The sequence below is a fragment of the Methylobacterium mesophilicum SR1.6/6 genome (assembly GCF_000364445.2).
Taxonomy (GTDB): domain Bacteria; phylum Pseudomonadota; class Alphaproteobacteria; order Rhizobiales; family Beijerinckiaceae; genus Methylobacterium; species Methylobacterium mesophilicum_A.
In genome coordinates this window covers 5,134,367-5,147,184 of the sequence record NZ_CP043538.1, presented here as the reverse complement: position 1 = coordinate 5,147,184, position 12,818 = coordinate 5,134,367, and the positions used below count along the sequence as shown (strand labels likewise).

The following is a 12,818-nucleotide window of genomic DNA, read 5'->3' as shown; positions in this document are numbered from 1 at the left end:
CCGCGACGGCACGGGCGTGAGCGCCCCCCTGCGCAATCCGGTCGGCGCCGACCTCCCCGAGCCGGCCATCCGCGCCGCCACGCTCGCCGATCTCGACGCCCTGGTCGCCCTGGAGCACGCCGCCTTCGCCACCGACCGGGCCGAGCGCCGGGCGATCCGCCACGCGATCCTGTCCCCCACCATGGACGTGCTGGCGGCCCTGATCGATCCGCCGGACGTGGATCCGACGCCGATCCTCGTCGGCGCGGCCGTGCTGGAGCGGCGGCGCAAGAGCCGGATCGCCCGCCTTGCCTCGATCGCGGTGGCGCCGAATCGCGGCGGCCTGGGGCTCGGCGGCAAGCTCCTCGACGCGTCCGAGGCGCAGGCCCGCGCCCATGGTTGCGAGCGCCTGCGGCTGGAGGTCCGCGCCGATAACGGCGCCGGCATCCGCCTCTACGAGCGAAGGGGCTATACCCGTTTCGCCGTGTGGCCCGATTACTACGAGGACGGGATGGAGGCCTGGCGCTACGAGCGCGGGTTGCGCGGGTTGTAGGAGTCCGCCCCGATCTCGCCCGGTTAGGGGAGTCTTACCGCTCCCGCGCTACCGCGCGTGGAAACGGTGGGCCGTCCCCGCCGCTCGTGAGACGCCGTCCATGGCCGTGATCGCCGCCTTCGTCCTCAATGCGGGGCTCAACTTCGTCCTCGGCCTGCTGATCGCCAAGCTGCTGGGCCCGGCGGATTTCGGCCGCTTCGCCCTGGCGACGACCGGCGCCATCGTGCTGAACACGGTGCTGTTCGAGTGGCTGCGCCTCTCGGCGACGCGATTCTACTCCGGCCGCGTCCGCGTCGACGAGCCGTGGATCCGCCACGGGCTCGACCGGGCCTACCTGCGCATCGGCCTGCTCCTGCTCGCCGCCGCCGCCCTGTGCGGGGCCTTCGGCTTCGCGGGCGGCGCGGACGGGCGCGAGGCGGTTCTGTGCGGCACCGGCCTCGCGGCGCTCGGCATCGGCGTGTTCGACTACCACGCGGCGCTCGCCCGGGCGCGGTTCGACGGCAAGCTCTATCTCGGCCTCGTGGCGGTGAAGAACGTCCTGTCCTTCGCCCTGATGGCGGCGGCCGCGTGGTGGCTGCCCCAGCCGGCCTGGGTGCTGGCGGCGGCGGGCGTGAGCCAGCTCCTGGCGGTGGTCCTGCTGCGCCACCCCCTGCGCGATCCCCGCACGGCGTTCGAGCGGCCGCGCCTGACGGCGACCTGGGGGGTCTTCGCCCGCTACGGCCTGCCGCTCATCGCCGCCAACACCGCCTACCAATGCCTCGCCTTCGTGAACCGGGGCGCCATCGCGGGCCAGGCCGGCTTCGCGGAGGCCGGCTACTTCGCGCTGGCCGCCGACGTCACCGCGCGGTCCTTCATGACGCTCGGCACCGCCCTCGACCTGCTGCTGTTCCAGCTCGCCGTCCAGGCCGAGGAGCAGCACGGCCGGGTGGCGGCCGAGGCGCAGGTTGCGGAGAATGCCGGCACGGTCTTCGCCCTGCTGGCGCCCTGCGCGGTGGGGTTCTGGGCCGTGCTGCCGGCACTCCAGGGGTTGGTGGTTCCCGAAGCCTATCGCGGGCCGTTCGAGACCTACAGCGTCGCGCTGATGCCCGGCCTGTTCTGCCTGTCGATGATGTTCTACGCCCTCAACCCGGTCTTTCAGATCCGCCGCCGGACCTTTCCGGTCGTCGCGGCTGCCCTGGTCGGGCTCACGGTCAACGGCGCCGGCCTCCTGGTCCTGCCCGATCAGGCGGGCGGGATCGGGGTCGCGCTGGCGCAGACCGTCGGGCTTACCGCCGCCGCCCTCTGGCTCGGCTGGCGCGCGCTGACGGGCACGGAGCGACTCCAGCTCCCCTGGACCGAGATCGGCGTCGCGGCGCTGGCCTGCGCGGCGATGGGTCTGGTGCTCGCGCCCTTCCGCCACCTGCCGCCCGTGACGGCCCTGGCGGTGCTGGTCCCGGCCGGGATGGCGCTCTACGGGGCGTTGGTCTGGCTCTTCGACATCGCGGGCCTGCGCCGGCAGGTGCTGGCGCGCCTGCGCCCGGGGCGAGCCGTGGTGGCGGAGTAGGCCGCGACGACAGGCCGGCGCGGTTCAGGGCCGCATTCACCGGCGCTCCGCATCCGGGACGGGACCGGGCTCTGCACGCCCGTGGTCGGAACCGGCTGGACCGCGGCGACGGGCTATGACCTTCTTCCTACCATCCGCGCCGTCCGAATCGGCGCGGACGATGCATGGGCCCGGCGCGCCCGACGGCGCGGAGGAATGGACGGCATGCCCGATTTCGACTTGGCCATCCGCGGCGGCACGGTGGTCACGGCCGGCGACACGGTGCGGGCCGATATCGGCGTGCGCGGCGGGCGGATCGTGGCGGTGGCCGAGGGCATCGCCGACGCCGCCCGGGTGATCGACGCCTCCGGCCTGCTGGTCCTGCCGGGCGGCATCGACAGCCACGTCCACATCGCCCAGGAATCCGGTCCCGGCATCGTCATGGCCGACGACTTCGCCAGCGCCACCCGGGCGGCAGCGGCGGGGGGCAACACCTGCGTGATGCCCTTCGCGGTCCAGCCCCGGGGCGCCTCGCTGCGCGGGGCCGTCGAGGCCTACCGGGCCAGGGCCGAGGGCCAGTGCCACGTGGACGTGGCGATCCACATGATCATCTCGGACCCGAGCGAGGCGGTGCTCGGCCAGGAGCTGCCGGCCCTGGTGGCCGACGGCTACACCTCGTTCAAGGTCTTCATGACCTATGACGACCTCGTGCTGAACGACCGCCAGCTCCTCGACGTGTTCCACGTCGCCCGGCGGCAGGGCGCCCGGGTCATGGTCCATGCCGAGGGCTACGACGCGATCCGCTACCTCAGCGACCGGCTGGAGCGGGCCGGCGAGACGGCGCCCTACGGCCACGCCCTGTCGCGGCCCGAGGTGGTCGAGCGGGAGGCGGCCCACCGGGCGATCAGCCACGCCGAGCTGATCGACCTGCCGATCGTGATCGTCCACGTCTCGGGCCGCGAGGCGACCGAGCAGATCGCCTGGGCGCAAGCGCGGGGCCTGAAGATCCGGGCCGAGACCTGCCCGCAATACCTGACCCTGACGGCCGAGGACATGAAGGGGCTCGGCCAAGATGATCGCATGGCGGGGGCCAAGTACGTCTGCTCGCCGCCGACGCGGGACGTCGAGAGCCAGGAGGCGGTGTGGTCGGGGATCCGGCGCGGGATCTTCGACGTGGTCTCCTCCGACCATTGCCCGTTCCGCTACGACGACCCGCAGGGCAAGCTGAACCCGCGCGGCAGAACCTCCTTCCGCTGGATCCCGAACGGCATCCCCGGCATCGAGACACGGCTGCCGGTGTTTTTTTCCGAAGGGGTCTCGAAGGGGCGGATCAGCCTCAACCAGTTCGTCGCGCTCACCGCCACGAACCACGCCAAGCTCTACGGGCTCTATCCGCGGAAAGGCTCGATCGCCCCGGGCTTCGACGCCGACCTGACCCTCTGGGATCCGAACCGGCGCGAGACCATACGCCAGGCGAACCTGCACCACGGCTCCGACTACACGCCCTGGGAGGGGTTTTCGGTGACCGGCTGGCCGGTGGTGACCATCGCGGGCGGGCAGGTGATCGCCGAGGACGGCCGGGTGCTCTCCGAGCCGGGCCGCGGGCGGGTTCTCGACCGAGCGGTCGATCCGGCCGAGCGGCGGGACGCCTGACGGTCGCGCTGGCCCGCCGCTTGCCTGCAATCTCCGGGGGGAGCACCGCATGGACGTCGAGCTGATCGGCCTGACCAAGCGCTACGGCGCGGCCACCGCGGTCGATGGCATCGACCTAAAGGTGCCGTCCGGCGCCTATTGCTGCCTGCTCGGCCCCTCCGGCTGCGGCAAGACCACGACGCTGCGGATGATCGGCGGCCACGAGCGCGCGACCGCCGGCGACGTGGTGATCGGCCCGAGGGCGGTGGGCGACGCGGCCCCGGCCGCGCGCGGCACCGCCATGATGTTCCAGAGCTACGCGCTGTTCCCGCACTTGGATGCGCGCGACAACGTCGCCTTCAGCCTCAAGATGCGCGGGATCGGCACCGCGGAGCGCCGGGCGAAGGCGATGGCCATGCTCGACCTCGTGCAGATGGGCCACCTCGCCAACCGTCTGCCGGCCCAGCTCTCGGGCGGCCAGCAGCAGCGCGTGGCGCTCGCCCGCGCCCTCGTCACCGGCCCGAAGGTGCTGCTGCTCGACGAGCCGCTCTCCGCCCTCGACCCGTTCCTGCGGGTGCGGATGCGGGTGGAGCTGAAGCGGATCCAGACCGAGCTGGGACTCACCTTCATCCACGTCACCCACAGCCAGGAGGAGGCGATGGCGCTCTCCGACCTCGTGGTGGTGATGAATGCCGGCCGGATCGAGCAGGCCGCCGACCCGCGCACCGTGTTCGAGCGGCCCGCCACCGCCTTCGTGGCGCGGTTCATCGGCGGCCACAACGTGATCCGGCTTCCCGACGGGCTCGTCGCGGTGCGCGCCGACCGGATGCGGCTCGGCGCCGAGGCCGGCCCGGCCGCGCTGCCGGCCCGAGTGGTGGCGGTGGAGTACCAGGGCACGAACGTCCATGTCGGCCTCGACGCCGACGGGCTGGAGCGCCCGCCCGAGAGCCCCGCCGCCCTCACGGTGATCCTCAGCGATGCGGACTTCGCCGCAAGCCCGCTCCGGCCGGGCGACACGATTCCGGTCGGCTGGGACGCGGCCGCCGCCCACCGCCTCGACGCGTAACCGTACGGAGACGACGATGGACCTTTCCCCGAGCCGGCGCACGCTCCTGAAGGGCGTCGCGGCCTTGGCCGCCACGCCGGTGACCGGCTTCCCGGCGGTGCACGCCGCCGAGCCCGTGACCCTGCGCTATCTCGGCACCGCGGTGAGCCAGTCGTCCGACATCGCCAGGAAGGTGAAGGAGGATCTCGGCATCACTCTCGAATACATGCCGGTGGTGACCGACGAGGTGACCAAGCGCGCGGTCACGCAGCCGAACTCCTTCGACCTCATCGACACCGAGTATTTCAGCCTGAAGAAGATCATCCCGTCGGGCAACCTCGCGGGCCTCGACGCCAGGCGGATCAAGCTCGCCGACAGGATCACCGGCGTGTTCACCAAGGGTGAGGTGGCCGGGAGGAAGATCGGCGACCAGGGCACCGCGCCCCGCAAGGTGTTCTACCTCGAAGGCCAGAACGCCAGGACCTTCGCGTCCGCACCGACCGAGTGGCTGACGCTGATCCCCACCACCTACAACGCCGACACGCTCGGCATCCGGCCCGACCTGATCAAGCGGCCGGTGGAGAGCTGGAAGGATCTTCTCGATCCCGCCTTCAAGGGCAAGGCCTCGATCCTCAACATCCCGTCGATCGGCATCATGGACGCAGCGATGGTGGTGGAGGCGACCGGCGACTACACCTACGGCGACAAGGGCAACATGACCAAGCCCGAGATCGACCGCACCATCAAGGTGCTGATCGAGGCCAAGCGCGCCGGCCAGTTCCGGGCCTTCTGGCAGGACTTCAACGAATCCGTGAACCTGATGGCCTCGGGCGAGACGGTGATCCAGTCGATGTGGTCGCCCGCCGTCACCAAGGTCCGGGCGCAGGGGGTGCCGTGCGTGTACCAGCCGCTGAAGGAGGGCTACCGCGCCTGGGCCCAGGGCTTCGGCGTCCCGAAGACCCTGAGCGGCCGGAAGCTCGACGCGGCCTACGACTTCGTCAACTGGTTCCTGTCCGGCTGGGCCGGCGCCTACCTCAACCGGCAGGGCTACTACTCGGCGGTGCTGGAGACCGCCAAGGAGAACATGCAGCCCTACGAGTGGGCCTTCTGGATGGAGGGCAAGCCGGCCGAGAAGGACATCCTGGGTCCCGACGGCACGCTGATCGAGAAGGCCGGCGCCACCCGCGACGGCGGCTCCTTCGAGAAGCGCATGGGCGCGGTCGCCTGCTGGAACGCCGTGATGGACGAGAACACCTACATGGTGCGCAAGTGGAACGAGTTCATCGCCGCGTGAGCGGGCTGCGCGCCGCCCCCCTCCCTCCCGCTGCGGGGGGAGGGATGCGTCGGCACGCGTCGGGCGAATCCGATGACCGACCTCGCCTTGCCTGTCACGCCCGCCACGGAAACAGCCGCTCCGGCCGCATCACCCCGTCGCCCCCGCCGCGCTCTCGCCTATCTCCAGGCCGCGCCGCTCACCCTCGTCTTCCTCGTCTTCCTGGTGGTGCCGCTGGTGCTCACCGGGATCGTCTCGCTCTGGGAGTACAACGAGTACGAGATCATCCCGGCGCTGACCCTGCAGAACTACGCCGACCTGTTCGACGGCTGCCTGTCGGCCGACCTCTGCACGACGGTCCGCACCTATCTCTCGACGGTGAAGTTCGTCGCCCTGACGCTGGCGATCACCCTGCCGCTCGGTTTCGCCATCGCGTATTTCCTGGCCTTCCACGTCCGCTCGGGCACGGTGCGGATGGGGCTGTTCCTGCTCTGCACGATCCCGTTCTGGACCTCGAACGTGATCCGCATGATCTCGTGGATCCCGCTGCTCGGCCGCAACGGCCTCGTCAACGATACGCTCCGCGGACTCGGGCTGATCCGCGAACCGATCGAGGGCCTGCTCTACTCCGACTTCGCGGTGGTACTGGCCTTCGTGCATCTCGACACGGTGTTCATGATCGTACCGATCTTCAACAGCCTCGCGCGCATCGACCGCCGCCTGATCGAGGCGGCGCGGGATTGCGGCGCGTCCGGCGCGCAGATCCTCTGGAACGTGGTGCTTCCGCTGGCCAAGCCCGGCATCGCAATCGGATCGATCTTCGTGGTCACGCTCGTGATGGGCGACTTCGTCACGGTCGGCGTCATGGGCGGCCAGCAGATCGCCAGCGTCGGCAAGGTGATCCAGGTGCAGATGGCCTACCTGCAGTTCCCCGCCGCCGCCGCCAACGCCATGGTGCTGCTGGCCGCCGTGCTGCTGATGATCCTGGGGCTGACCCGCATGATCGACCTCCGGCGGGAGTTGTAGGATGGACCGGCCCCGCGGCCTCACCTTCTATCTGCTGGCCGGCGTCTTCATCCTCTACGTCCTGTTCCTCTACGGGCCGACGCTGACGATCCTGGCGCTCAGCTTCCAGGGGCCCTCCGGCGGCCTGACCTTCCCGATGAACGGGATCTCGACCCACTGGTTCGCCAAGCTGTGGGAGGGGGTTGGCGTGGTCGACATCTGGGCGGCGTTCCGGCGTTCCCTGGCGCTCGGACTCGTCGTCATGGCGCTCACCGTCGGGATCGCGTTCTTCGCCGGCCTCGCCTTCCGGAAAGGGTTCTGGGGATCCGGCCTCGTCTTCGCCCTGGCGGTGTCGAGCCTGATCGTCCCCTCGATCGTGGTCTCGCTCGGCATCGGGCTGGAATTCCGGCTCCTCGACGACGCGCTCAAGGCGCTCGCCGCCGCCACCGGCTGGGGCTTCCTGCAGGACCACGGCACCCTGATGGGCCTCTACAGCTCGGCGCTCGGGGCGCATCTCACGTGGACGCTGCCCTTCGGCCTGCTGATCCTGTTCGCGGTGTTCAACCGGTTCGACCCGGCCTACGAGGAGGCCGCCCGCGACCTCGGCGCCACCGGCGCGCAGACGCTGCGCCACGTGGTGGTGCCGATCCTCGCCCCGGCGCTCGTGGGCGTGGCGCTGTTCGGCTTCACCCTGTCGTTCGACGAACTGGCCCGCACCAGCCAGGCGATCGGCGGCCGCAACACCCTGCCGCTGGAGTTGCAGGGCCTGACGACCACGGTGACGACGCCGGCGATCTACGCCCTCGGCACGGTGACCACGGCGGTCTCGGCGCTGGTGATCGGGACGGCGCTGGGCCTGACCCTGTGGCTGCAGAAGCGACGGGCGCGGCGGGCGCTGGCGGCGTTGCGGCCGTAGCACGCCCACGCGTCGACGGGCCGGACGCGGAGTGAACCCGCAGCGAGGCTCCCGGGTGACGCCGCATTGCCAACCCGCCCCCGCCCGTGTATGCGCACGGCGCGCCCCCGAGACACCCTTGGAGGCAGGGGCGCGCCGGGAAGGATGTGGCCGTCCGCCAGGGGCGGCCTTTTCGTTTTCCGGCTCCAGCAATCTTAAGGATCACGCCATGAGCGCTGTGAAGACGCTTGAGGCCGTGGCACGCGACCGGGTCGGCAAGGGGGCCGCCCGGGCCGTTCGTCGCCAGGGCCAGATTCCCGCCGTCATCTACGGGGGCGGCCAGCCGCCGCAATCCATCGCGGTCGACCTCATCCGCACCCGCACGCTGATCTATGCCGGCGGCTTCAAGACCACGCTGTTCGAGATCAACGCCGGCGGCAAGAAGGTCCGCGCGATCCCGCGCGACTTCCAGCTCGACCCGGTGACCGGCGTGCCGCTGCACGTCGACTTCCTGCGCGTCGTCTCGGGCCAGACCGTCACGGTCGAGGTGCCGGTGCACTTCGTCAACGAGGACGCGGCCCCCGGCATCAAGAAGCTCGGCGGCACCCTCAACATCGTGGCCCACACGCTGGCCCTCGAGGTCGCCCCGGACCAGATCCCGGACGCCATCGAGGTCGACCTGACCGGCCGTGCCATCGGCGACGTCATCCACGTCTCCGACATCAAGATCCCGGCCGGCACCTATACCGGCGAGCAGACCGACCCGGTAGCCAACATCGTGCCGCCGACCGTGCTGGGCGCCGAGGTGGAGGCCGAGGAGGCCGCGATCGCCGAGGCGCAGTCGGCCGAGGCCGCCGACGAGAAGGCCGAGGCCGAAGCCGAGGCCGCCGAGGACGAGAAGAAGGACGACGCGGAGGCCTGAGCCTTCGCGCATGGCCGTCCGCCGCGAGAGCCCCGGCCCTGCCGGGGCTCTTTCGCGTTTCGGGGTGATGTGGCTTCTCAGCACCGTCGTCGTTGCGAGCGGAGCGAAGCAATCCAGGGCCGCACCACGCCTGCCGGGGTCGCGCGACCCTGGGCCGCTTCGCTGCGCTCGTGATGATGGTGGGAGATACGCCGACCGAAGCGGCCAAGCGGAAGCGCGATCAAGGATAGAGCCGCGCCCGGCTCCAGCCCTCGCCCGTCCGGGTGAAGCGCACCCGGTCGTGCAGGCGGAAATCGCCGTTCTGCCAGAATTCCAAGGTCACCGGGGTGATGCGGAAGCCGGTCCAGTGCGCGGGCCTCGGGATCGGACCGTCCCCGTAGCGCTCGGACAGCGCGGCCACGGCGCCCATCAGGGTGGCGCGGTCGGCGAGCGGGCGCGATTGCTGGCTGGCGATGGCGCCGAGCCGGCTCTCCCGGCGGCGGCTCTGGAAATACGCGTCCGCCTCCTCCGCCGTCACCGGGGTGATCGGCCCCCGGGCCCGCACCTGCCGGCGCAGGCTCTTCCAGTGCAGCACCAGCGCGGCCTGCGGATTCTCCGCCAGTTCCTCGCCCTTGGTGGACTGCGTGTTGGTGTAGAACACGAAGCCGCGCCCGTCGAAGCCCTTCAGCAGCACCATCCGCACGTCCGGCAGCCCGTCGGCCCCGGCGGTGGCCAGCGCCATCGCGTTGGGATCCTCGGGCTCGGCCGCCTCCGCCTCCTTCATCCAGGCGGCGAACAGCGCGACGGGGTCGTCGCTGCGGGTGAAGTCCGCAGCATCCGCAGAGTCCGCAACCTGCGGGTCATCGGTCCTTAACTGATCCACGCCAAGACTCCTGCCTGCCGCGTCCAGGGCCTGAGGGGGCACCGACATCGGCATGTTCGGTCGAGCGGAAAGCCCGTCGTGAGTCAGGTGTAATGCGGCGATGCGTGTGTAAAGAGCCAAGCCGGCGGTCGCGCATCCTCGCGTCCGTCTCGGCCCTGTCGGTGACCCTGGCCCTGTGCGGCTGCAGCCAGCCTCTCCTCGTGTTTCGGGGCGAGGCCGAGGCGCCGCCGCGCGTGGCCGAGGAGCCGGTCGTGACCGGCAGCATCGAGAAACGGCCGGCGAGCTTCGGGGATGACCTCGCCGAGGAGGATTGGCGGCGGGCGCGCGCCGCCCTGTCGGTCGCGCTCGATCCGCAGGGCAACGGCCGACCGGTGAAATGGGACAACCCCGAGACGGGATTGCACGGCAGCGTCAACCCGACCGGCCTGCCCTACGTCGCCGAGGATCTGATCTGCCGGAACTTCCTGGCCTCGGTGATCGGGCCGGACAACAGCCGCTTCGTCCGCGGCACCGGCTGCAAGCCCTCGGGCGGCCAATGGACCCTCAGGCGCGTGCGCACCGCGAAGGGGACCGAGCGCTCCTGATCGCCGCCGCGACGATCAGGCGCCTCCCGCACGGCGACGTTCTGCCCCCATCCCCCCCGCCGCCGCCGTGGCGCAGCGGGAGGGGGGCGCCGTCAGTAGGGATGGCCGTAATAGGGCCGCACGCGCAGGCGCGGCTGAGCCGCCGGCGGGGCGACGTAGCGGGCCGCGGCCTCCGGATCGTAGGTCCGGATATAGGGGTCGAGGGCGGGGTCGCGGTAATTCCCGTTGTTGACCCCGGCCGACCGGTCATTGCCGTTGAGGGCGGCGTAGGGCGAGAGGCCGCTCCCGCTATCGCCGCCGCCACCGCCGCCGCCACCCCAGGCGAAGGCTGTCCCGGGCAGGGCGGCGAGGAGCATCGCCGCGAGCGTCAGCGTCTTGCGCGTCATATCGTGTCTCCACACCACGTTATCGTGAGCGAACGGCCGAGCTGAAGTGCGGGTTCCGGCCGGACTCGTCCAGACTCGCGCGACACCGTAACACGGGCCGCTTACAGGGGCTTACAGGACCGGGTGAAACCCTGCGTCTTAATCAGTTTGCCAGAAATCATCCTGCATCCTGGGTGTATCCAGGTGGACAGCGGCCTGGTCTTGCTTGATCGTCTCGTCGAGCAACAGCTTTCAGCCCGCGGCGGCCAGCATCTTCGGCCATCGTCCGGCCCATGAGGGATCCTGGCCGCCGTGGGCGCCGCTCCGACGATCGACACGCGGTGGGAGGCTCTTCGGCGGATGGAGCGGACGATCGGCGGCATGGACCGGCCTCCGGCCGGCGGCGGCCGGGCCCCGGCTTGGTCGGAGACGCGGGCCGCCGGACCGGTGGCGCGCACCGTGACGGTGCGCCTCGGCCGCCGGACCCTGCGCGGCTGGCACATCCGCCTCCTCGACCAGCTCGGGCAGCGACCCGACCGCCGGGTCCAGATCGCCTGGGCGGAGGAGGCGGGCGGCCTGCCGCCGAATGCGGAGCTGCTGTTCCGGCTCGAAGCCGCGATCCACGGATTACCCCGGCCGGGCCTCGCCACCGCGGCCGAGCCGGTCGCCCTCGCGCCCTACGTGGCGGGCCGGACCGACTCCGCCGATCCGGCCGACATCATCCTCGATCTCTCGGGGGCGCCCGCCGAGGCGGCATCCGCACCGACGTGGCGGCTGGATTTCGACGGGCTGCCCGGCGAGGCCGGCCTCCTCACCGCCCTGTTCGCCCGGCGGGCGCCGGTGGCGGCCCTGCGCGGCGCCGACGGCCTCCCGATCGCCGTGGGACGCCTCGGCGCCGAGTCGCACACGGTGATGCTCGCCGCCTTCGAGGATTACCTCGCGCGGACGATCACGCTGATCGCCGCCGCCCTCGACGGCGCCGCCTCGCCGGTGCTGCCGGACGGGACCGAGGCGCCCCTGCAGCCGGGCGCCCCCTTCGATCTCGGCGGCCTCGGCGCCGGGCGGCGCGCCGCCGGGGGGCTGGCCCGGCTGATCGCCCGCCGGCTCTACGCCCTCTGCTTCCACAGGCCCGAATGGCGGGTCGGCTGGCGGCGGATCGAGGGTCCCGACCTGATCGACCTGCGCCGCCACCCGGAGGGCGGCTGGATCGACCTGCCCGACGACGGGCGCCGCTTCTACGCCGACCCCTTCGCCATCGCGCGGGGCGGCGCGGTGACCCTGTTCGTGGAGGAATTCGACTACCGGCGCGGCAAGGGCGTGATCTCGGCGGTGGGCTTCGACGCCGCCGGGCCCCGCGGCCGGCCGGAGCCGGTCCTGGAACTGGAGACCCACCTCTCCTACCCGTTCGTGTTCGAGGCGGACGGGGAGGTCTGGATGATCCCGGAATCCCACGCCTCCGGGACGATCGACCTCTACCGGGCCACCGCCTTCCCGCGGGGCTGGGTCCACGAGGCGGTGCTGGTGGACGGGGTCGTGGCGGGCGACGCGACGCTGCTGCACCATGACGGCCGCTGGTGGCTGTTCGCCACGGTCCGCGCGGGTGGGGGCAGCTACTCCGACACCCTGCACCTCTGGCACGCGCCGCATTTCCGCGGCCCCTGGACGCCGCACCGGCTGAACCCGGTGCTGATCGACGTCGGCTCGGCCCGGGCCGCAGGACCGATCGTCGCGCGGGACGGCGCCCTGATCCGCCCGGTCCAGGATTGCCGCCAGGGCTACGGCGCGGCGCTCGGCCTCGCCCGGATCCTGCGGCTCGACGAGGGCGGCTACGCCCAGCGGGTCGAGACGCGCCTCGGGCCCGGGGCGGCCTGGCCCGGCTCGCGCCTGCACATGCTGAGCGCGGCCGGCGGATTTGAGTTCATCGACGGGTCGCGCCGGGCGCGGATGCGGGGACTGGCGTGAATCTGCCCCCTCCCGTCATCGCGAGCGCAGCGAAGCGACCCAGGGATGCGCGACGTTCGGAAACGTGGCGCTCGGGATTGCTTCGCTGCGCTCGCAAAGACGGAGGCGATAGGTTCGACCGCGCTCGGCGGACACGGCAGTGCCCCCCCTTGTGCCGAACGGCACGTCCTTCCGGCTCGCATCCCGGCGCCGCCCGCGCTAAGCGGGTGCTTCGCACGC

12 protein-coding genes are annotated in these 12,818 nt (G+C 71.6%); 10 read left to right on the top strand and 2 right to left on the bottom strand.

Features of this window, described 5'->3' with window-relative positions:
• The first annotated feature begins 16 nt into the window (after positions 1–16).
• The 8 genes from MMSR116_RS24325 (at position 17) to MMSR116_RS24290 (ending at position 8,826) form a co-directional block, all read left to right on the top strand.
• Positions 17–532 carry a GNAT family N-acetyltransferase gene (locus tag MMSR116_RS24325; RefSeq protein WP_010681896.1) on the top strand — a complete coding sequence of 172 codons (516 nt, stop codon included), beginning with the start codon at positions 17–19 and terminating at the stop codon, positions 530–532.
• Positions 533–632: 100 nt separating this feature from the next.
• Positions 633–2,075 (top strand): lipopolysaccharide biosynthesis protein, encoded by a 1,443-nt coding sequence (locus tag MMSR116_RS24320; RefSeq protein WP_010681897.1) that lies wholly within the window; start codon positions 633–635, stop codon positions 2,073–2,075.
• Between the two features lie 204 nt (positions 2,076–2,279).
• Entirely contained in the window at positions 2,280–3,707 is a 1,428-nt protein-coding gene (hydA, locus tag MMSR116_RS24315; protein WP_010681898.1) for a dihydropyrimidinase, read from the top strand.
• A gap of 49 nt (positions 3,708–3,756) precedes the next feature.
• The gene (locus MMSR116_RS24310) at positions 3,757–4,752 is read left to right on the top strand and encodes an ABC transporter ATP-binding protein (RefSeq protein WP_010681899.1); all 996 of its coding nucleotides are present in this window, start codon (positions 3,757–3,759) and stop codon (positions 4,750–4,752) included.
• Between the two features lie 16 nt (positions 4,753–4,768).
• Positions 4,769–6,025 (top strand): ABC transporter substrate-binding protein, encoded by a 1,257-nt coding sequence (locus MMSR116_RS24305; protein WP_010681900.1) that lies wholly within the window; start codon positions 4,769–4,771, stop codon positions 6,023–6,025.
• A 72-nt stretch (positions 6,026–6,097) separates the two neighbouring features.
• Positions 6,098–7,030: an ABC transporter permease gene (locus tag MMSR116_RS24300; RefSeq protein ID WP_010681901.1), complete on the top strand. Its 933-nt coding sequence runs from the start codon at positions 6,098–6,100 to the stop codon at positions 7,028–7,030.
• Between the two features lies 1 nt (position 7,031).
• Positions 7,032–7,925 (top strand): ABC transporter permease, encoded by an 894-nt coding sequence (locus MMSR116_RS24295; protein ID WP_010681902.1) that lies wholly within the window; start codon positions 7,032–7,034, stop codon positions 7,923–7,925.
• Positions 7,926–8,133: 208 nt separating this feature from the next.
• A complete protein-coding gene (locus tag MMSR116_RS24290) occupies positions 8,134–8,826 on the top strand; it encodes a 50S ribosomal protein L25/general stress protein Ctc (protein ID WP_010681903.1) in 693 nt (230 codons plus the stop codon).
• A gap of 220 nt (positions 8,827–9,046) precedes the next feature.
• Here the strand turns inward: MMSR116_RS24290 and pdxH are convergent, their stop codons facing one another.
• Positions 9,047–9,688 (bottom strand): pyridoxamine 5'-phosphate oxidase, encoded by a 642-nt coding sequence (gene pdxH, locus MMSR116_RS24285; protein ID WP_010681904.1) that lies wholly within the window; start codon positions 9,686–9,688, stop codon positions 9,047–9,049.
• 92 nt (positions 9,689–9,780) lie between these two features.
• On the opposite strand from pdxH, the gene MMSR116_RS24280 reads away from it, so the two are divergent.
• Entirely contained in the window at positions 9,781–10,272 is a 492-nt protein-coding gene (locus MMSR116_RS24280; protein WP_039892118.1) for an RT0821/Lpp0805 family surface protein, read from the top strand.
• A gap of 92 nt (positions 10,273–10,364) precedes the next feature.
• Here the strand turns inward: MMSR116_RS24280 and MMSR116_RS24275 are convergent, their stop codons facing one another.
• A complete protein-coding gene (locus tag MMSR116_RS24275) occupies positions 10,365–10,658 on the bottom strand; it encodes a hypothetical protein (RefSeq protein WP_010681906.1) in 294 nt (97 codons plus the stop codon).
• A gap of 339 nt (positions 10,659–10,997) precedes the next feature.
• Here MMSR116_RS24275 and MMSR116_RS24270 point away from each other — a divergent pair, with 339 nt between their 5' ends.
• Positions 10,998–12,599, top strand: a complete 1,602-nt coding sequence (locus MMSR116_RS24270; protein ID WP_010681907.1) for a glucosamine inositolphosphorylceramide transferase family protein — start codon at positions 10,998–11,000, stop codon at positions 12,597–12,599.
• Positions 12,600–12,818 lie beyond the last annotated feature (219 nt).

Bases quoted from the DNA above. Each gene is read 5' to 3' on its own strand.
- MMSR116_RS24300 (WP_010681901.1), top strand. From the start codon at position 6,098: ATGACCGACCTCGCCTTGCCTGTCACGCCCGCCACGGAAACAGCCGCT.
- MMSR116_RS24270 (WP_010681907.1), top strand. From the start codon at position 10,998: ATGGAGCGGACGATCGGCGGCATGGACCGGCCTCCGGCCGGCGGCGGC.
- hydA (WP_010681898.1), top strand. From the start codon at position 2,280: ATGCCCGATTTCGACTTGGCCATCCGCGGCGGCACGGTGGTCACGGCC.
- MMSR116_RS24275 (WP_010681906.1), bottom strand. From the start codon at position 10,658: ATGACGCGCAAGACGCTGACGCTCGCGGCGATGCTCCTCGCCGCCCTG.
- MMSR116_RS24310 (WP_010681899.1), top strand. From the start codon at position 3,757: ATGGACGTCGAGCTGATCGGCCTGACCAAGCGCTACGGCGCGGCCACC.
- MMSR116_RS24295 (WP_010681902.1), top strand. From the start codon at position 7,032: ATGGACCGGCCCCGCGGCCTCACCTTCTATCTGCTGGCCGGCGTCTTC.
- MMSR116_RS24320 (WP_010681897.1), top strand. From the start codon at position 633: ATGGCCGTGATCGCCGCCTTCGTCCTCAATGCGGGGCTCAACTTCGTC.
- MMSR116_RS24290 (WP_010681903.1), top strand. From the start codon at position 8,134: ATGAGCGCTGTGAAGACGCTTGAGGCCGTGGCACGCGACCGGGTCGGC.
- MMSR116_RS24280 (WP_039892118.1), top strand. From the start codon at position 9,781: ATGCGGCGATGCGTGTGTAAAGAGCCAAGCCGGCGGTCGCGCATCCTC.
- MMSR116_RS24305 (WP_010681900.1), top strand. From the start codon at position 4,769: ATGGACCTTTCCCCGAGCCGGCGCACGCTCCTGAAGGGCGTCGCGGCC.